Annotated in this window: 21 protein-coding genes; 13 read left to right on the forward strand and 8 right to left on the reverse strand. The window is 51.9% G+C overall.

Going from position 1 to position 19,295, the window contains the following annotated elements; translation table 11 throughout:
• Positions 1–90 precede the first annotated feature (90 nt).
• Entirely contained in the window at positions 91–1,536 is a 1,446-nt protein-coding gene (gene tldD, locus BL249_RS01535; protein WP_099705394.1) for a metalloprotease TldD, read from the forward strand.
• 53 nt (positions 1,537–1,589) lie between these two features.
• On the opposite strand, the gene aaeR is transcribed toward tldD, so the two are convergent.
• Positions 1,590–2,510 carry an HTH-type transcriptional activator AaeR gene (gene aaeR / locus BL249_RS01540; protein ID WP_099705395.1) on the reverse strand — a complete coding sequence of 307 codons (921 nt, stop codon included), beginning with the start codon at positions 2,508–2,510 and terminating at the stop codon, positions 1,590–1,592.
• A gap of 271 nt (positions 2,511–2,781) precedes the next feature.
• On the opposite strand from aaeR, the gene aaeX reads away from it, so the two are divergent.
• The 5 genes from aaeX to BL249_RS01565 all read left to right on the forward strand — a co-directional run bounded on the left by aaeX (position 2,782) and on the right by BL249_RS01565 (position 7,777).
• Complete coding sequence (gene aaeX, locus BL249_RS01545) at positions 2,782–2,985, forward strand: p-hydroxybenzoic acid efflux pump operon protein AaeX (protein WP_099705396.1); 204 nt, start codon at positions 2,782–2,784, stop codon at positions 2,983–2,985.
• 7 nt (positions 2,986–2,992) lie between these two features.
• Entirely contained in the window at positions 2,993–3,925 is a 933-nt protein-coding gene (aaeA, locus tag BL249_RS01550; RefSeq protein WP_099705397.1) for a p-hydroxybenzoic acid efflux pump subunit AaeA, read from the forward strand.
• A 9-nt stretch (positions 3,926–3,934) separates the two neighbouring features.
• The gene (aaeB, locus tag BL249_RS01555; RefSeq protein ID WP_099705398.1) at positions 3,935–5,893 is read left to right on the forward strand and encodes a p-hydroxybenzoic acid efflux pump subunit AaeB; all 1,959 of its coding nucleotides are present in this window, start codon (positions 3,935–3,937) and stop codon (positions 5,891–5,893) included.
• Positions 5,894–6,007: 114 nt separating this feature from the next.
• Positions 6,008–7,462, forward strand: a complete 1,455-nt coding sequence (locus BL249_RS01560) for an NAD-dependent succinate-semialdehyde dehydrogenase (RefSeq protein WP_446717690.1) — start codon at positions 6,008–6,010, stop codon at positions 7,460–7,462.
• A gap of 45 nt (positions 7,463–7,507) precedes the next feature.
• Positions 7,508–7,777: a barstar family protein gene (locus BL249_RS01565; protein WP_099705399.1), complete on the forward strand. Its 270-nt coding sequence runs from the start codon at positions 7,508–7,510 to the stop codon at positions 7,775–7,777.
• Between the two features lie 173 nt (positions 7,778–7,950).
• On the opposite strand, the gene BL249_RS01570 is transcribed toward BL249_RS01565, so the two are convergent.
• The 3 genes from BL249_RS01570 to argR all read right to left on the reverse strand — a co-directional run bounded on the left by BL249_RS01570 (position 7,951) and on the right by argR (position 9,468).
• Positions 7,951–8,220, reverse strand: coding sequence for a YdgH/BhsA/McbA-like domain containing protein (locus BL249_RS01570; RefSeq protein ID WP_099705400.1), 270 nt, complete (start codon positions 8,218–8,220; stop codon positions 7,951–7,953).
• A gap of 85 nt (positions 8,221–8,305) precedes the next feature.
• Positions 8,306–8,569, reverse strand: coding sequence for a peroxide/acid stress response protein YhcN (gene yhcN / locus BL249_RS01575; protein WP_099705401.1), 264 nt, complete (start codon positions 8,567–8,569; stop codon positions 8,306–8,308).
• Positions 8,570–8,997: 428 nt separating this feature from the next.
• The gene (gene argR, locus BL249_RS01580; RefSeq protein ID WP_099705402.1) at positions 8,998–9,468 is read right to left on the reverse strand and encodes a transcriptional regulator ArgR; all 471 of its coding nucleotides are present in this window, start codon (positions 9,466–9,468) and stop codon (positions 8,998–9,000) included.
• Positions 9,469–9,892: 424 nt separating this feature from the next.
• On the opposite strand from argR, the gene mdh reads away from it, so the two are divergent.
• A complete protein-coding gene (mdh, locus tag BL249_RS01585; protein WP_099705403.1) occupies positions 9,893–10,828 on the forward strand; it encodes a malate dehydrogenase in 936 nt (311 codons plus the stop codon).
• A gap of 59 nt (positions 10,829–10,887) precedes the next feature.
• Here mdh and degS read toward each other — a convergent pair whose 3' ends face one another.
• From degS to zapG, 3 genes are all read right to left on the reverse strand, one after another.
• Positions 10,888–11,946 carry an outer membrane-stress sensor serine endopeptidase DegS gene (degS, locus tag BL249_RS01590; protein ID WP_099705404.1) on the reverse strand — a complete coding sequence of 353 codons (1,059 nt, stop codon included), beginning with the start codon at positions 11,944–11,946 and terminating at the stop codon, positions 10,888–10,890.
• 87 nt (positions 11,947–12,033) lie between these two features.
• The gene (gene degQ / locus BL249_RS01595; protein WP_099705405.1) at positions 12,034–13,401 is read right to left on the reverse strand and encodes a serine endoprotease DegQ; all 1,368 of its coding nucleotides are present in this window, start codon (positions 13,399–13,401) and stop codon (positions 12,034–12,036) included.
• 157 nt (positions 13,402–13,558) lie between these two features.
• Positions 13,559–13,963: a Z-ring associated protein ZapG gene (gene zapG / locus BL249_RS01600; RefSeq protein ID WP_099705406.1), complete on the reverse strand. Its 405-nt coding sequence runs from the start codon at positions 13,961–13,963 to the stop codon at positions 13,559–13,561.
• A 165-nt stretch (positions 13,964–14,128) separates the two neighbouring features.
• On the opposite strand from zapG, the gene zapE reads away from it, so the two are divergent.
• The 6 genes from zapE to sspB all read left to right on the forward strand — a co-directional run bounded on the left by zapE (position 14,129) and on the right by sspB (position 17,784).
• Positions 14,129–15,259 carry a cell division protein ZapE gene (gene zapE, locus BL249_RS01605; RefSeq protein ID WP_099705499.1) on the forward strand — a complete coding sequence of 377 codons (1,131 nt, stop codon included), beginning with the start codon at positions 14,129–14,131 and terminating at the stop codon, positions 15,257–15,259.
• Positions 15,260–15,280: 21 nt separating this feature from the next.
• Positions 15,281–15,421 (forward strand): hypothetical protein, encoded by a 141-nt coding sequence (locus BL249_RS19160; RefSeq protein ID WP_206746962.1) that lies wholly within the window; start codon positions 15,281–15,283, stop codon positions 15,419–15,421.
• 66 nt (positions 15,422–15,487) lie between these two features.
• The gene (gene rplM / locus BL249_RS01610) at positions 15,488–15,916 is read left to right on the forward strand and encodes a 50S ribosomal protein L13 (protein WP_078003493.1); all 429 of its coding nucleotides are present in this window, start codon (positions 15,488–15,490) and stop codon (positions 15,914–15,916) included.
• A 15-nt stretch (positions 15,917–15,931) separates the two neighbouring features.
• On the forward strand, positions 15,932–16,324 hold the full coding sequence (gene rpsI / locus BL249_RS01615; protein ID WP_078003492.1) for a 30S ribosomal protein S9: 393 nt from the start codon (positions 15,932–15,934) through the stop codon (positions 16,322–16,324).
• Positions 16,325–16,636: 312 nt separating this feature from the next.
• Complete coding sequence (sspA, locus tag BL249_RS01625) at positions 16,637–17,278, forward strand: stringent starvation protein SspA (RefSeq protein WP_099705408.1); 642 nt, start codon at positions 16,637–16,639, stop codon at positions 17,276–17,278.
• A 5-nt stretch (positions 17,279–17,283) separates the two neighbouring features.
• Positions 17,284–17,784, forward strand: coding sequence for a ClpXP protease specificity-enhancing factor (sspB, locus tag BL249_RS01630; protein WP_099705409.1), 501 nt, complete (start codon positions 17,284–17,286; stop codon positions 17,782–17,784).
• Positions 17,785–17,865: 81 nt separating this feature from the next.
• Here the strand turns inward: sspB and BL249_RS01635 are convergent, their stop codons facing one another.
• Positions 17,866–19,284, reverse strand: coding sequence for a glutamate synthase small subunit (locus BL249_RS01635; RefSeq protein ID WP_099705410.1), 1,419 nt, complete (start codon positions 19,282–19,284; stop codon positions 17,866–17,868).
• Between the last annotated feature and the right edge of the window lie 11 nt (positions 19,285–19,295).

Raw genomic sequence — 19,295 nt, forward strand, 5'->3', positions numbered from 1 at the left:
TTGACGTTGCCTGAGAATTGCCTCAGGCTAGACTGTAAGTTTTATTCTGTTATCCGCAGCGACGGATGCGATACGCCAGAGCGAGAATTCATGACTCTTAATATGGTAAGTGAGCAGTTACTATCTGCTAATAATATTAATCCACAAGACTTGTATACGCTGCTTAGTCAGCTTTGCGAGCGAAAAGTGGATTATGCCGACCTCTACTTTCAATCGAGCTTTCATGAGTCCTGGGTTCTTGAAGATCGTATTATTAAAGATGGTTCCTGGAATATCGACCAGGGCGTGGGCGTACGTGCCATCAGCGGTGAGAAAACCGGGTTCGCATATGCCGATCAAATCACCCTGAATGCCTTGCAGCAAAGTGCCACCGCGGCGCGTAGCATTGTGCGTGAAGCCGGAAGTGGTCAGGCCCATACGCTGGGCGCGGTGGTCAATCGCTCGCTTTATACCGCCCATAACCCGTTACAAAGTTTGTCACGAGAGGAAAAAATTGCGCTGTTACATCGGGTTGATCAAGCCGCACGGGCGGCAGATCCCCGGGTTCAGGAGGTCAGCGCCAGTCTGAGCGGCGTTTATGAACAGATACTGGTTGCCGCTACCGATGGCACCCTGGCGGCGGATATTCGTCCGTTGGTACGCCTGTCAGTCAGTGTTCAGGTGGAGGAAAACGGTAAACGTGAACGCGGCAGTAGCGGTGGCGGTGGGCGAACCGGCTATGAGTTTTTTCTTGCCGATGAGACGGGTGAAGTCCGTGCCGACGCCTGGGCAAAAGAAGCGGTACGCATGGCACTGGTAAACCTTGAAGCGGTGGCCGCTCCTGCCGGTACCTTGCCCGTGGTGCTGGGCGCCGGCTGGCCTGGGGTCTTATTGCACGAAGCGGTCGGACACGGTCTGGAAGGTGACTTTAACCGCCGGGGAACCTCTGTATTCAGCGGTCAGATAGGACAGCAAGTCGCCTCTGCGCTCTGTACCGTCGTTGATGACGGTACACTGGCAGGCCTGCGCGGCTCGCTGGCGATCGACGACGAAGGCGTTCCCGGACAATATAACGTCCTGATTGAAAATGGCATTCTCAAAGGCTACATGCAGGATAAGTTAAATGCCCGTCTGATGGGGATGAAACCAACCGGCAACGGCCGGCGTGAATCGTATGCGCATTTGCCAATGCCACGCATGACGAATACTTATATGCTGGCCGGCCAATCCACCCGCGAGGAGATTATCGAAAGCGTGGATTATGGTCTGTATGCCCCTAACTTCGGCGGTGGTCAGGTGGATATCACCTCTGGCAAGTTTGTATTTTCCACGTCGGAAGCCTGGCTGATAGAAAAAGGCAAGGTGACCAGACCGGTAAAAGGCGCCACGTTAATCGGTTCTGGTATTGAGGCGATGCAACAGATATCAATGGTGGGTAACGATCTGGCGCTGGATAAAGGGGTTGGCGTCTGTGGTAAAGAAGGGCAAAGTCTGCCGGTGGGCGTCGGTCAGCCCAGCCTGAAGCTGGATAAAATTACCGTCGGTGGCACGGCATAACGCTGAGGAGCTTATGCGGTTGGTCTGGCGTTCAGCAGACCGAACGTCGGACGTTAACTTTGTTCGTGGTGCGCATGCCAGGTCCGGGACACGCTGTCGAAATATTCAGTCAGATAGTTAATACAGACCTGAACTTTCAGCGGCAGCTTGTCCTTTTCTGTGTAGACGGCGTAAACCGGTTTTGGCGCCGATTGATAACCATTAAACAGAATTTCGATGTCACCACTGTTAATTTCATCAATGACCCACAGCATTGGGACATACGCAATACCCACGCCATTTTTTAGCCAGCGATTGAGCGTCAGCGGGTCGTTGGTTGCATAGCGACTTTGTGGTGACAGGCGCGACAGGGACCCTTCCGGCGACACTAATTCAAAGCTGTTATCCGGCCGCACACTGTATTCAAGCCAGGTGAAATTATTCAGGTCGCCCGGTTTTTCCGGGACGCCCTGTTCTGCCAGATAGCTACGTGCGGCACAAACCACCATTGGCATGCTGCCAAGGCGGCGTGAATAGGGGCTGGAGTCCTGCAAGGTGCCAACACGGATAACCAGATCGAGGCCATCGGTAATCAGGTCGGGTACCGGGTTACCGGTCAGCACATTGACCGTCAGACCAGGAAATTCTTTCAGCATTTCAGCCGTCATCATTGCCAGCACATTTTGTGCCATGGTGGTCGAACTGCCAATACGCAGAGTACCGACCGGCGTATTGTTGAAGGCATAAATTTGTTCATGCACCTGTTGCGCTTCTGCAAGCATACGACGACAGCCCTGATAATATATGCGTCCGGCTTCGGTCAGCCCGAGGCTGCGGGTGCTTCGATTCAGTATATGTACTTGCAGCTCATTTTCCAGCTGCGAGACGATCTGGCTCACTGCGGAAACGCTAAGATTAAGCTGGCGTGCTGCGGCGGTGAATGACCCCATCTCCACAACCCTGGCGAAGACAGACATGCCTTTGAGTCTTTCCATTATTCACTCTGGCTTAAAAGTGATTTAGATCACGCGTAGTGGATTCAATATAGTAAACCACGTTATTATGAGGTTTCTGGCAACAGCCCCTGACGCCATGATTCCTGAAAGCCGCTTTTTAGCGGCGTTATTTTCCACCGTGTTACTTAATGTTGATAGTGTACCTATAGTCCGGCCATCAGCAAGCGGTTAACGGTGAGATAGCCAGAGCCTGAAGAGTTCTGACGGTTTATCAGGGGCAGTGCCAGGCTGTTTTTTTTAAGGACTAAAGATGAGTGCGTTTCCGGTTATTGTCATATTTGGGCTGTCATTTCCACCCATATTTGTTGAAATTATTATCGCGTTGCTGTTGTTCTGGTTCGCCCGCCGCCTTTTGACGCCAACCGGCATCTATGATTTCGTCTGGCATCCTGCACTTTTCAATACAGCGCTCTATTGCTGTCTGTTTTATCTGGTATCCCGCCTGTTCGTTTGAGGTCATAGTGAAAGCTCTAACTAGAAAAATTTCCCGTTTCGCCATTACTCTCGTGCTGGTCATTATTGCAGTGATGGTTATTTTCCGCGCCTGGGTGTTTTACACCGAGTCCCCCTGGACGCGCGATGCAAAATTCAGTGCCGATGTCGTGGCGATTGCTCCGGATGTGACGGGGCTGGTGACACAGGTGAAGGTGAGTGATAATCAGCTTGTTAAACAAGGTGATGTGCTGTTTGTCATCGATAGGCCTCGTTATCAGAAAGCGCTGGAAGAAGACGAAGCCGACGTTGCCTATTATCAGGCGCTGGTTGCTGAAAAGCAGCGCGAGGCCGCACGTCGTAACCAGCTTGGTACCTCCGCGATGTCACGTGAAGCGATTGACCAGGCAAATAATGATTTGCAGACCACGCAGCATCAGCTGGCGAAAGCCATTGCCGTCCGTGACCTGGCAAAGATTGACCTGGCCCGGACGATGGTCAGCGCACCGGCAGATGGTTGGGTGACCAACCTGAACGTATACACCGGTGAATTTATTACCCGCGGCTCTGCAGCGGTGGCGCTGGTTAAAGCCAATAGTTACTACGTGCAGGCATATATGGAAGAGACTAAGCTTGCCGGCGTTCGACCTGGGTACCGTGCGGAGATTACGCCTCTTGGCAGTAATCAGACTCTGCACGGAACGGTGGAAAGTATTGCCGCCGGCGTGACTAACAGCAGCACCAGCGTGGACAGTAAAGGAATGGCTACCGTGGATTCTAATCTGGAATGGGTCCGGCTTGCACAGCGCGTGCCGGTTCGTATCCGTCTCGACAGTCAGCCGGGAAATCTCTATCCGGCAGGGACCACCGCGACCGTGGTGGTGACCGGGAAGAAAGATCGCCAGCAGCATGAAATTTCACCGTTCATCAGGCTGGTGAACCGTGTGCGCGAATTCGGTTAAGCGGCTGTGATGTCCTGGCATAAGCTTCGCTTCCCGATAAAACTGACGTTTGCTCTGGTTCTGGCGCTGACGATTGGTTTCCATTTTAATCTTGAAACGCCGCGCTGGGCGGTAATGACCGCCTGTATCGTTGCCGGCGGTATGGCTTTTGTGGCGGGTGGCGATCCCTACTCCGGGGCACTTCGCTATCGCGGCATGCTGCGTATTATAGGCACTTTTATTGGCTGTATTGCGGCACTGACGATAATGATTGCCACTATCCGCGCACCGGCGCTGATGCTGCTTTTGTGCTGTATCTGGGCCGGTATCTGTGTCTGGCTCTCTTCACTGGTGCGTATTGAAAACTCTTACGCGCTGGCACTGGCCGGTTATACCGCCTTTATTATTGTTGTCAGTGTTGATGCACAAGGTTCGCTGCTGCTGGCGCCACAGTTTGCCGTTGAACGCTGCAGCGAAATTATTATCGGTATTGTCTGTGCGGTACTGGCGGATCTGCTGTTTTCACCGCGATCGATTAAAAGTGAGATCGATCGGGAGGCAGAACAGCTATTGATTGAACATTACCGTCTGATGCAGCTGTGTATTGCGCATGAAGATCGGGAGGCGGTTGATAAATCCTGGGCGGCACTGGTGCGGCGTACCACGGCATTAAACAGCATGCGTAATAATCTGATGATGGAGTCATCACGCTGGCAGCGGGTAAACCGCCGCCTGAAAGTGATGAATTCACTGTCACTGATGCTGATAACCCAGGCCGGTGAGACCTTTCTGATTCAGAACTCCAGCAGTACCTATATTGCGGCGCAATTTCGCGTCTTTTTTGATAAACCGGTAGAAAGCGCGCTGGAGGTCCGTCGGCGTCTTAAACTGCTGCGCCGCGCTATTACCGCAGGCGGCAGTAAAAATGCACCGGAAACCATCAGTAACTGGGTAGGTACTGCCTCCCGTTATGCATTACTGATGAAAGGGGTGCATACCAATTCCAGTATCAGCCGTGTTGAAGAAGATGTCATAGACGCGGAGGTGGTCATCAAAGCGCGGTCGGCTGAAACGCACCACGCAATGATTAATGGCATCCGTACGTTTGTGGCAACGGCGGCGGGCTCGCTGTTCTGGCTGTGGACCGGCTGGAGCTCTGGCAGCGGATGTATGGTGATGCTGGCGGTGATTACCGCACTGGCCATGCGCACGCCCAATCCACTGATGATGGCAAAGGATTTTCTCTATGGTATGACCGTGGCATTGCCGCTCGGATTGTTGTACTACGCGGTGGTTCTGCCCGCAACTCAGCAGAGTATGCTATTACTCTGCATTGCCCTTGGGGTGATGGCTTTTATCGGCGGCATACTGATTCAGCGCCGGCAGACCGGTACACTTGGTGCGTTAGTCGGGACCATTAACTTACTGGTACTGGATAATCCGATGTCTTTTAATATCAGTGCGTTTCTGGATAACGCCCTCGGCCAGATGATTGGCTGCTTTTTAGCGCTGATGGTCATTTTGTTAATTCGTGATAATTCCCGCGCCCGTACCGGCCGTAAATTACTCAACCGGCTGATGTACGCCGCCGTGTCGGCGATGACAACCAATATGGTCCGTCGGCAGGAAAACCATTTGCCGGCACTTTATCAACAGCTATTTTTATTACTGAATCTGTTTCCTGGTGATATTGCTAAATACCGTATCGGCCTGACTCTGATTATCTGCCATCAGCGTTTGCGCAATGCTGACGTGCCGGTTAACGCTGATTTATCCGCTTTTCATAAGCAGTTGCGACACTCGGCAGATCAGGTTATTGCCGCCCACAGCGATAGCCGCCGCCGGATTCACTTTCGGCATCTGCTTGAGCAGCTGGATGTGTATCAGCAAAAGCTGGCGCAATATGATGCACCTGTCAGTGTGACAGAAGCGGTGTCACGGATGATCATGATGCTGAAAAAATACCAGCATGCACTTGTGCAGATATAACATCGGGTGGCGTTGCCTGGCGGCTCACTAAAGCGCCGCAGGCCCGCAGAGCGAAGCAGAATTGCCATCTATACTTACACTTCAGGATGCCGACATAACTGGAGGACAATAATGATGAATATGCAGACTCTGCAGCAAAACACGCTGTTTTGTACGGGCTATCTGGTTAATGGCCAGTGGCAAAGCCTCAACGATAAATTCGACGTCTATAATCCCGCCACCGGTGAGGTCATTGCGCAGGTTGCGCGCGCCGGAAAACGCGAAACGGAAGCGGCCATCGACGCTGCCCATCGCGCATTCCCCGACTGGCGGGCTCGCACCGCAAAATCTCGCTCAGACATTCTTTACCGCTGGTATCAGCTGATACTGGAACATAAAAGCTGGCTGGCAACACTGATGACCGCAGAGCAGGGTAAACCGCTGAAGGAAGCTGAAGGTGAAGTCGAGTATGCCGCCAGTTTTATTCAATGGTTCGCCGAACAGGCAAAACGCGCCAATGGTGAAATTATTCCACCGGCAAAACCAGGCAGCCGGATCTTCGCGACCCGGGAACCGATTGGTGTGGTTGCCGCCATTACTCCCTGGAATTTCCCGATGGCGATGCTGACGCGTAAACTTGGTCCGGCGCTGGCTGCGGGCTGTACCGGCATTATCAAACCGGCGAATAATACGCCGCTAAGTGCGTTTGCTCTGCTGGAACTGGCAAAAAAAGCCGGGCTGCCTGATGGTGTGCTTAATGCGGTGGCGGGTGATACTTCGGCGATCAGTGAAGCCATTATGGCCAGTCAGGCGGTGCGCAAAATTTCGTTTACCGGTTCAACCCAGGTCGGGAAATTGCTGATGCGTAATGCGGCCGAAACGATGAAAAAGGTTTCGATGGAGCTGGGGGGCAACGCACCTTACATTGTGTTTGACGATGCCGATGTGGATGCTGCTGTTAAAGGCGCCATTGCCAATAAGTTTCGCAATGCGGGACAGGTTTGTGTCAGCGTTAACCGGTTCTATATTCACAGTCGTGTCTATGATCGTTTTGTGCGTCAGCTTTCTGATGAGGTGAATAAGCTGAAAGTTGGCAATGGCATGGAAGAAGGGGTGGTTGTTGGTCCGCTGATTGATGAAAGTGCCGTTAAGAAAGTGGCAGAGCATGTCAAAGATGCGCTGGAGAAAGGTGGGCGTATCACTGCGGGTGGCGATCATCATCCCCTGGGCGGTAATTTCTGGCAGCCTACGGTGATTGCTGATGCCAACGAAACAATGAAACTGGCGAAGGAAGAAACGTTCGGACCGGTGGCAGCCTGTTTTCGCTTTGACAGTGAAGCAGAGGTGATTCAGCGGGCTAACGACACCGAATTTGGACTTGCCGCCTATTTCTATACGCAAAATTTGCAGCGGGTTTTCCGGGTGTCCGCCGCCCTTGAAAGCGGCATGGTCGGGATTAATGAATGTGCGGTGTCCACCGAGCTGGCGCCGTTTGGTGGCGTGAAAGAGTCTGGCTTAGGGCGCGAGGGGTCCGTGCTTGGACTGGAGGAGTTTCTTGAAGTAAAGGCCTTGCACCTCGGTGGACTGTAACCATCGGGCGGTCTGAGCGCCCTTATCTGGTCGGGAAAAGTCAGTATGAGACGAGAAGTTTTTGATTTTAACGAAATCGTGGACCAGGCCCATTTTTATCGTCAGTTCAGCGCCCGATTTTCTCTGACCGATAAGCCGGTATCCGATCTGGACAGTTTGTGGGAAGTGGTGACCGCCTCGAAACTACCGCTTCCGCTGGAGATTGTTTTTAGCAATCTGGGCAGCGGGCAAAAACGCCGTTATGGCGCACTGATTCTGCTATTTGATGAAGCAGAAGAGGAGCTGGAAGGTCAGCTGCGATTTAACCTTCACTGAGAGCAAAAAAATGACCCCGGATTGCGGGGTCAGCCACGGTGATACAGATTGAGCGCGTGAATAACTCACCAGATGTGGGCATCATGGTCGTGGTAATAATTCATTTTTTCGGTTCAGAGCAGGCTGCGGGTATCTTTCACCGGATAACATAAGGCGGCCTGCCTGAGCTTGATTTATTTATAGATTTCAGCCGTGGCATGGTAGTTGCCATTGGTGTAGGCCTCGATGACACGATATTTGCTGGCACCCTGCGTATCGGCTTTTCGCGACAGATTCTGACGGATTGTCATTGGCGAGCTGTCCAGACCGCTTACGCTAATAACGCCAACAGGCTGCAAATTTTGCTGGCGAGCGACGTCGCTGGTCACCAGTTGGGCGGCGCTGACGCCAAATGTCAAAGCACAAGCCAGACCTGCGAGCGTCATTGTTAATTTGGTTTTCATGATGTTTGCTCCTGTTTTCAGTAACCGGCTGAGGTTTTACCGGTTGGTGATCGGTTAACTGACTGCAATGAAAATGCTGGCGCTTTTACCGGTAAAGTTCGGCCGTGGCATGCCAGTTACCGGCTTCACGGGCTTCAATTACCCGGTATGCAGAAGCGCCTTGCGCGGCCGCTTTTGAGTCCAGGGCGCTGTGCAGGTCCATCGGAGAACCACCAACGACGCTTACGCTAACAACCCCTGCCGGGTGGAGATTTCTCGCCTGTTCACTGCTCACTGAATCTGCGGCAAAAATGCTAAAGGAAAGCACAGAAAGCAGGCTGACAGTGGCGATGGTAGTAGTAATGCGCATGTTTTATTCCTCGTCTGATGTTTTATTTTATTTGTTGGGTGTGATTTACATCACAAAATAATTATAGATCTGGTTACGGGGAAGATTAATAGTAGGCTAATAATCTTTTTGCGGGATTTCATGGAGGTTGAAGGCATTTTTATAACTTAAGGTTATAAAAAAGGGATAAAAAGAGAACTTTATTTGTTAATTTTCTGTAAAATCATTGAATTAGTGTAATTTAGCGATTAGTGCGGGATTTTATGGTGGATTACATCGCTCTTGTAATAAAGCTGGTTCTTAATTCTGATTTTGTGGCGGCTGATTGGTTTTTTATTTTACTATGCCCGGCTGTAGCGTAGCGGCGAAACGCTGCCGTTACCTCCGGCATGCTAATGACTAAAACATGCATAACTGTGCCGGGCCATGCCGGGTCGCCACTCGCGGGTTCACAGTTCCTGTTCGAATAAGACCAGGACGGCATCGTACAACTGACGTACCGTGAACGAGCGGGCGGGGGTGATAAAAATAGTATCGTCACCGGCGATGGTGCCGAGAATACCTTCTGATTTACCCAGGGAGTCAAGCAGACGGGCAATCAGCTGTGCGGCACCGGGGCTGGTATGAATGACGACGAGGGCGTCGTTGTAATCAATATCCAGTACCAGATTTTTTAACGGGCTGGTGGCGGTAGGGACACCCAGCTCGGCGGGCAGGCAGTAAACCATTTCCATTTTTGCATTGCGGGTGCGTACCGCGCCGAACTTGGTCAGCATACGGGACACTTTTGACTGGTTGATGTTTTCGAACCCTTCTTCCTGGAGCGCCATGACAATTTCGCCCTGCGAACTGAATTTTTCTTCTTTCAGTAGCGCTTTGAAAGCCTTGATTAAATCGTCCTGTCGGGATGGGGTACGCATAAGTTTCCGCTCAATAAGTTGCTGTATAGGGTATCGGGTCAGAGTAAAAATTATTATGCATTTTATTGCATGATTATGCAACCTGACGGCCGGTATATTGCGTCTGGCTGCCGTAGCCAGCGCGGTTGCATGGCGGGGGAGAAAAAACTCTGTTTTGCGACATATGGACTGGATAAGTTAATATGTTGTTATAAAATTCAGTGGATTTGTCAAATCATTTTGGGATTAGCTATTGCTGTCAGGGCAGGCGGAAGTTAGAGATCGGCAGGACGCATCGGGATAAGCGTTATCCACCACCACGGTTTCTTTGTGTATGGCCGGGAGCGTAACGACACAGAAGCCATTGTGACGGTCCGGAAAGTCGTTCAGGATGCTAACCGCTGGATCCCCTGACACTTTACCTTCACTACATAGGAGTTTTAGGATGAAAGTCGCAGTTCTTGGTGCAGCAGGTGGTATTGGTCAGGCGTTGGCACTTCTGCTTAAAAATCAGCTCCCTGCCGGTTCACAACTCTCACTGTACGATATTGCGCCAGTTACTCCGGGCGTTGCCGTTGACCTCAGTCATATTCCTACCGCAGTAAAAACGGAAGGTTTCAGCGGTGAAGATGCGACACCTGCACTGAAAGGTGCTGACGTGGTGCTGATTTCTGCCGGCGTAGCGCGTAAACCGGGCATGGACCGTTCCGATCTGTTTAACGTCAATGCTGGCATTGTGCGCAATCTGATTCAGCAGGTGGCTGATACCTGTCCGAAAGCGCTGATTGGGGTTATCACCAACCCGGTAAATACCACCGTTGCCATTGCGGCAGAGGTGCTGAAAAAAGCCGGTGTCTATGATAAAAACCGTCTGTTTGGTGTTACCACGCTTGATATTATTCGTTCAAATACATTTGTTGCCGCGCTGAAAGGTAAAGATCCCCAGACCCTCAACGTGCCGGTGGTGGGTGGCCATTCCGGGGTGACTATTCTGCCGCTGCTGTCGCAGATTCCGGGTGTCAGTTTCAGCGAACAGGAAGTGGTCGATCTGACCAAACGTATTCAGAACGCCGGAACCGAAGTGGTGGAAGCCAAAGCCGGTGGCGGGTCAGCGACCCTGTCTATGGGACAGGCGGCGGCAAAATTTGGTCTGTCGCTGGTGCGCGCCTTGCAGGGTGAAAGTAATGTTGTTGAATGTGCTTATGTTGAAGGTGAGGGCGAACATGCACGTTTCTTTTCGCAACCGCTACTGCTGGGCAAAAACGGTATTCAGGAGCGCAAGCCTATCGGTAAACTGAGTGCGTTCGAACAGCATTCACTGGATGGGATGCTGGATACGCTGAAAAAAGATATTCAGCTGGGCGTCGACTTTGTGAAATAAAGTCTGTGTGGCTCAATGACAGGGCGACCGATGGGTCGCCCGTTTTTTTATGTATCAGATTAAGTCTGAGGATATTCCAGCACGGTGACTTTAAAGTGCAGCTGGCGGTCGTTACGTAATACATTAACCTCAATCACTGTGCCTGGCCGGACTTCGGCCACCTGATCCATGGTTTCGATGGCGGATACGGCCGGTTTTCCATTGACATTGGTAATAATGTCATTGACCTGGATACCGGCTTTCGCCGCTGGGCCATCGGCGGCAACATTGGTAACCACAATGCCCTGAATATGGTCGAGATCGCCAGTCTGGTTGCGTAACTGTGGGATTTCACGGCCGCTAATGCCGATGTAACCACGAATAACCCGGCCGTCACGAATCAGCTTATCCATAACCTTAACGGCCAGTGCCGTCGGGATGGCAAAGCCAATCCCTTCCGGCGTTTCGCCATTGTCGCTTTTATCAAATGAACGGGTATTGATACCCATCAGCTCGCCGAGTGAATTGATCAGTGCGCCCCCCGAGTTACCACGGTTTATTGACGCGTCAGTTTGCAGAAAGTTTTGATAGCGTGACGGGCTTAGCCCGACGCGTCCGGTTGCGCTGATGATCCCCTGGGTGACCGTCTGGCCGATATTGTAGGGATTACCGATAGCCATCACCAGATCGCCAATATGGGCAACCCGGTGGGCATTGATAGGAATAACCGGCAGGTTACTGGCGTTAATTTTGAGGACCGCCAGATCGGTTAACGAATCGGAGCCCTGCAGCATGGCCTCGAAAAGGCGACCATCCTGCAGGGCAACAATAATCTGGTCGGCATCATTAATCACATGTTTGTTGGTGAGAATATAACCTCTGCCATCCATGATGACACCAGAACCTAAGGTATGGATGCCGAGGCGGTCATCACTGCTATTGGTACTGCGGTTATAGACATTGACCACCGCAGGCGCAGCACGTCGCACACCCGCATTATAGCTAATGGGGGCTTCATCAACACTGTCATCAGTATGGCTAAACAGCGCTTTTCCCAGTCGCAAAGCCGGCATGGCTGCCAGCAGCAGTCCCGCAACGACCAGTCCAATGATCACCGAACGCAAAAGTTTGAAAAGCATGGCTTAATGTGGTGAGTGGGTCACGCCCGGAAGGATAACACGAGTTACGCGGACACGCAGGTGTCCGCGTCATGATTTTCACCGGTTTTAACGCATAAGCAGATAAATATTCTCGTCACCGCGGATGACATTCATTGCCAGAACAGACGGTTTGGCTTCCAGTGCCTTACGCAGATCGGCAAGATTTTGTACCCGGGTGCGGTTAACGCCAATGATGACGTCACCTTTTTGCAGCCCGACTTGTTCTGCCGGTGTGGATTTATCCACGCTGTCGATTTTCACGCCTTTACTGCCGTCTTTAGCCGCTCCGTCGCTCAGCCTGGCGCCCTGTAGCGCCGGTGATAACAGTTCCGGGGTGCTGGTTGACTGACTGCCGTTATTGAGCTTGACGCTGACGGTCTGTGGTTTTCCGTCACGCAGCAGACCAATCTTCACCTCTTTGCCCGGTGCAGAGGTGCCAATTTTCACCCTCAGTTCACCAAAGCTGGAGATGGTTTTGCCATCAACCGAAGTAATAATATCACCGGCTTTAATGCCGGCTTTAGACGCCGCCGAATCGGGAAGAACTTCATTGACAAAGGCACCACGTTGCTGATCAACATTGAACGCTTTCGCCATATCTGCCGTCATCTCGGTGCCTTTAATACCGAGTTGTCCGCGTTTGACCTCGCCAAACTTAATCAGCTGCTGCGCAAGGTTCATTGCCATATTGCCAGGGATTGCGAAACCAATACCAATGTTCCCGCCGGAAGAAGCCAGAATGGCGGTGTTAATACCGATCAGTTCACCGTTAAGATTGACCAGGGCTCCCCCTGAGTTTCCGCGGTTAATGGCGGCATCGGTCTGGATAAAATTTTCCAGGCCTTCAAGGTTAAGACCGCTACGGCCTAATGCCGAAACAATGCCTGAGGTTGCTGTCTGGCCAAGACCAAAAGGGTTACCGATGGCAATAGCAAAATCGCCCACTTTCAGTTTGTCTGAGTCGGCAATTTTAATCTGGGTCAGATTTTTGGCATCTTTGAGCTGCAGCAGAGCGATATCGGTCTGTTCGTCATGACCAACCAGTCTGGCGTCATATTCACGGCCATCGCTCAGCTGAACGCTAATTTTATTTGCGCCGTTGACGACATGATTGTTGGTCAGTACATACCCTTTTTCGGCATTGATCACGACACCAGAAGCCAGACCTTCAAATGGCTGAGGTTGCGCGTTCTGGCCCTGTTGACCAAAAAAACGCTTTAACGGTTCCGGAATTTGTTCCTGGGCGTCGGTTTCGGTCCCTTCTACATGCACGCTGACCACCGCAGGAAGGACTTTTTCCAGCATCGGTGCCAGGCTAGGCAGCGGCTGGCCCTGAATCTGTGCTGGTATTGATGCCAGCGCCTGGGAGGCGAGAGGCAAATTCATACTGATAGCCAGCGCCAGTGCGCTTACCAATACTGTTTTTTTCTTCATCGTTACAACACTCTCGCTACGCAGTGAAAATGGAGCCTGACAGGCTGACAACAACATAGAGTCTGGATGTTGTGACACACAGATAAGGAAAGGGTTCCAGTTTTAATGCCTGCCAGTGAAAGGGGCGCTGCGCGCGCCCCTGGTTAACCGTATTGTATTAATCACGCTGTGGGCGCTCTCCGCGCAATAAGCCAGATGCGCCGCTATCGGAATAGTCACGGGGCATCTGTACTGGCGCCTGATCGTTATCGGCTTCTGAGCCGGTAAGCTGCCAGGCAAAGGGATTCTGCTCACCCGGCAGATTGGGTAGCAAATCGTTAGACCCTTTTGCCATGTGTTGATAAAGCTGGCGATAATCGCGCGCCATGTTATCGAGCAGTTCCGCGCTACGGGCGAAATGATTGGTCAGCTCTTCGCGATAATCTGCCAGCTCTGCTTTTGTTTTTTCCAGTTCATATTGCATATGGCGTTGCTCACGCAGTTTGCGGTTACCAAAACGCACCGCCACGGCACCAATGATGATGCCAACAACTAAACCAATGAGCGCATATTCCCAGGTCATAATGACTCCCAACTTTCTTCGTTATCCGTAAGGGCTTCCACTGACACCACTATAACCGTTAATCTTACCGAAGTGGAATCCCGTCGCGGTCAGCCGCGTGGAAAAGCCTATTTCCAATAGTATATCCTGTTGTATTGTAATTTATTCAGGGACCTGGTGGTGATTATGCAGACATCTTCTCCTCTGGCTCGCTATCAGCAGGCGCTGGATAGCGGTGAATACCAGCCGGATGACGTTCAGCTTGATGCAATAACCCGCCTGAACAGCATCTGGCAGGCTTTCAGCCAGGAGCAGACAGTGCCGCTTTCAGAGGGTGGTCAGGGTTTGTTCGGCAAGCTGAAAAAGCTGATAGGTAAAGAAAAAAACGTCACGCTGCAGCCGGTGCAGGGCCTCTATATGTGGGGGGGCGTTGGACGGGGCAAGACCTGGCTGATGGATCTGTTTTTTCAGTCGATTCCTGGCGAGCGTAAGCTGCGTCTTCACTTTCATCGTTTTATGCTGCGTGTCCACCAGTCGCTGACTGAATTACAGGGCCACAGCGACCCGTTACAGCGGGTGGCCGACAGTTTTAAGTCAGAGACGGATTTGCTGTGCTTCGACGAGTTTTTTGTTTCTGACATTACCGATGCCATGCTGCTGGGCACGCTGATGGAAGCGCTGTTTGCGCGCGGTATCACGCTGGTGGCTACCTCGAATATTCCGCCGGATGAACTGTACCGCAACGGATTACAGCGGGCGCGCTTCCTGCCGGCCATTGCGCTGATTAAGCGCTATTGCGACGTGATGAATGTTGATGCGGGCATTGACTATCGTTTACGTACCCTGACCTCGGCCCATCTGTGGATGACGCCGTTAAATGAAGCTAATCAGGTGGCGATGGAGAAAATGTTTGTTGCCCTGGCGGGGCAGCCACGTGGTGGGCAGCAGGTACTGAATATCAATCATCGTTCGATAGAAACGCTGGGCAGTGCGCAGGGCGTCCTGGCCATTGATTTTCACGTGCTTTGTGGTCAGGGACGTAGCCAGCATGACTATATTGAGCTATCACGACGTTTTCATAGTGTTTTGCTGTTTAATGTGCCGGTGATGATTTATAAATCTGAAGACCAGGCGCGGCGTTTTCTGGCGTTGGTCGATGAGTTTTATGAACGGCACGTTAAGCTGGTGGTATCAGCAGAAACATCGCTGTATGAAATTTATCAGGGTACTCAGCTGAAATTTGAATATCAGCGCTGCGTCTCACGTTTGCAGGAGATGCAAAGCGAAGAATATTTGCGTTTGCTTCATCTTCCCTGAGACGGCCGCGGCCAGAATATCATGCAAAAAGAGGTCGATCTTTCATATCGACTTCTCTATAATCTTGCGACCCCACGTTACGACAAAGTTTTTTCCCAAAACTTTGCTGCGCCGGCAACCTTGCCTGAGGGGGTGGGCTTGCTGGACAAGATGGTCGTGTGAGCCTCAACCGTTTATTCAAGCGTTTGGGATTTCACCAACGTGTAACTACTATTGGGTAAGCTTTTAATGAAAACTTTTACAGCTAAACCAGAAACCGTACAGCGTGACTGGTATGTTGTTGACGCGACAGGCAAAACTTTAGGCCGTCTGGCGACTGAACTGGCGCGCCGTCTGCGTGGTAAGCATAAAGCGGAGTATACGCCGCACGTTGATACCGGTGATTACATCATCGTTCTTAACGCTGACAAAGTTGCCGTAACCGGTAACAAACGTCTGGATAAAGTCTATTATCATCACACCGGTCACATCGGTGGTATCAAGCAGGCGACTTTTGAAGAGATGATTGCCCGCCGTCCTGAGCGTGTGATTGAAATCGCGGTTAAAGGCATGTTGCCGAAGGGCCCGCTGGGTCGTGCTATGTTCCGTAAACTGAAAGTTTACGCTGGCAATGAGCACAACCACGCGGCGCAGCAACCGCAAGTTCTTGACATTTAATCGGGATTACAGGCAATGGCTGAAACTCAAAACTACGGCACTGGTCGCCGCAAAAGCTCTTCCGCTCGCGTCTTTATCAAGCCGGGTAGCGGTAACATCGTTATCAACCAGCGTTCTCTGGAACAATACTTCGGTCGCGAAACTGCCCGTATGGTAGTGCGTCAGCCGCTGGAACTGGTCGATATGGTCGGCAAACTGGATCTGTACATCACCGTTAAAGGTGGTGGTATCTCTGGTCAGGCTGGCGCTATCCGTCACGGTATTACCCGTGCGCTGATGGAATATGACGAATCACTGCGCGCTGAACTGCGTAAAGCCGGTTTTGTTACGCGTGATGCTCGTCAGGTTGAACGTAAAAAAGTGGGTCTGCGCAAAGCACGTCGCCGTCCACAGTTCTCCAAACGTTAACCGATATCTGCTTCGGCAGATTCCGGTACAGAAAAGCCCGGCTTTATGCCGGGTTTTTTTTTAATATCATAGATCTCCCATATCTTTGCGCGATATTGCCGACAATTCCACATCAGTGCGCCCACAAACTGTCTAAAATCTGGTAGACTGTCTGACACTTTGTGCCTGTTTGTCAGGGGCACTATACCTGCTTTTCTCTGCGCAGAAAGCCGGTTCGGGACCAGCATATAACTGGGGCCATTATAATGAACAGGTTAGTCGCCTCGTGGTTGGCTATTCGCAGTAATTTTCTGGATAAACTTGGAGGTTTACATGGCTGTCGCTGCCAACAAACGTTCGGTAATGACGCTGTTTTCTGGTCCAACTGATATTTTTAGCCATCAGGTGCGTATTGTGCTGGCTGAAAAGGGTGTCAGCGTGGAGATTGAGCAGGTCGAGATCGATAACCTGCCGCAGGATCTGATTGACCTCAATCCGTATCGTACTGTGCCAACGTTAGTCGATCGTGAGCTGACGTTGTATGAATCGCGCATCATCATGGAATATCTTGACGAGCGTTTCCCGCATCCGCCGTTGATGCCGGTTTATCCGGTAGCGCGCGGAGAAAGTCGCCTGATGATGCATCGCATTGAACATGACTGGTACAGCCTGATGCGTACCATTGAACGTGGTAATGCGCAGGAAGCTGAATCTGCACGTAAGCAGTTGCGTGAAGAGCTGCTTGCCATCGGACCTTTGTTCTCCCGCACTCCGTATTTTCTTAGTGAAGAATTCAGCCTGGTTGATTGCTATCTGGCCCCGCTGTTATGGCGTCTTCCTCAGCTGGGTGTTGAGCTGCTCGGTAGCGGCGCGAAAGAGCTTAAAGGCTATATGACACGCGTATTTGAACGCGATTCTTTTCTGGCTTCATTGACCGAAGCTGAACGTGAAATGCGCCTGCAAACACGGGGCTGATTGCCATGGAAATGTCACAATTAACACCTCGCCGGCCGTACCTGCTGCGGGCGTTTTATGACTGGCTGCTCGATAACCAGCTGACACCACACCTGGTGGTGGATATTAATCTGCCGGGTGTCATGGTGCCGCTGGAATACGCGCGTGATGGACAAATTGTATTAAATATTGCGCCACGTGCGGTAGGTAATCTGGAACTGGGTAACGATGAAGTACGCTTTAACGCCCGCTTTGGTGGCGTGCCGCGGCAGGTTACGGTTCCGCTTGCTGCCGTGATGGCAATCTATGCGCGTGAAAACGGTGCCGGGACCATGTTTGAGCCTGAACCGGCTTATGACGGTGCTGAGTTTGATTCCACCGTGACCCAGCAGGGCGCACCGGAGACGGTGATGTCGGTCATTGATGGTGACCGCCCGGACGATGCAGCAATAAGTGACGATGATGGCACACCGGATGATGAACCACCGCCGCGTGGTGGCCGTCCTTCACTGCGCGTGGTGAAATAAACAGTCCGATAGACCGGACAGAAAAAAGGCCCGGATACGCTGAGCGATCCGGGCCTTTTGTTTACGGCAAAGAGAGCGTCATCAGACTTCCAGATAGTTCATAATCCCATCTGCAGCCTTGCGTCCTTCGGCAATGGCGGTCACCACAAGGTCTGAACCGCGAACCGCATCACCGCCGGCAAAGATTTTCGGATTGCTGGTCTGAAACGGGTTTTCACTGCCTTCCGGTGCAATAATCCGTCCTTGTTTATCCAGTTCAACGCTATGTTTTTCCAGCCAGCTCATCGCATGCGGCCGGAAACCAAACGCCATAATAACCGCATCGGCGGGCAGAACGTGCTCAGAGCCGGCGATGATTTCAGCCCGGCGCCGGCCATTGGCATCGGGCTCGCCCATTTCGGTACGCGCCATTTTCACGCCGCAGACGTTGCCGTTAGCATTGATTTCTACGGCCAGTGGCTGGATATTGAACTGGAATTCAACACCCTCTTCACGGGCATTTTTTACTTCGCGACGAGAGCCTGGCATATTCTCTTCATCACGCCGGTAGGCGCAGGTGACGTGGGTGGCTCCCTGACGTACGGAGGTACGTACGCAGTCCATGGCGGTATCGCCACCGCCCAGCACCACGACACGCTTACCATGCATATCGACAAATGGGGCGTCGTCGCTTTGCGCAAATCCCATGACATTTTTAGTATTGGCGATCAGGAAGGGCAGGGCGTCGTAGACGCCGGAAGCCTCTTCATTATGAAGGCCGCCTCGCATTGACTGGTAAGTCCCCACGCCAAGAAACACCGCATCGTAATCATTCAGCAAATCGTCTATCTGCACATCGCGACCGATTTCAGTATTCAGGCGGAATTCGATGCCCATACCGGTAAATATTTCACGCCGGCGTACCATAACTTCTTTTTCCAGCTTAAACGAGGGAATACCGAAGGTCAGCAGGCCACCAATTTCCGGATGACGATCGAACACCACCGCTTTGACGCCGTTGCGTGTCAGAACGTCAGCACAGGCCAGGCCCGCCGGACCGGCGCCGATAATGGCGACACGCTTACCGGTAGGTTTAACCTCGCCGAGATCGGGTTTCCAGCCCATCTCAATGGCTTTATCGTTAATATAACGCTCAATGTTGCCAATCGTGACGGCACCGAATTCATCGTTAAGGGTGCAGGAACCTTCGCATAGCCGGTCCTGTGGACAAACGCGGCCACACACTTCCGGCAGGCTATTCGTCTGATGAGACAGCTCGGCGGCTTCAATAATGCGCCCTTCATTGGCCAGTTTCAGCCAGTTAGGAATGTAGTTATGAACCGGACATTTCCATTCGCAATAGGGGTTGCCGCAGGAAAGACAGCGGTCAGCCTGCGCTTTTGCCTGGCTTTCTGAAAACGGCTCGTAAATCTCCACAAACTCGATTTTACGTATTTTCAGCGGCTTTTTCGGCGGATCAACGCGCTGTAGGTCGATAAACTGATAAACGTTCTGACTCATGAACAATAACC

This window comes from Erwinia sp. OLFS4 (genome assembly GCF_002752165.1).
Taxonomy (GTDB): domain Bacteria; phylum Pseudomonadota; class Gammaproteobacteria; order Enterobacterales; family Enterobacteriaceae; genus Izhakiella.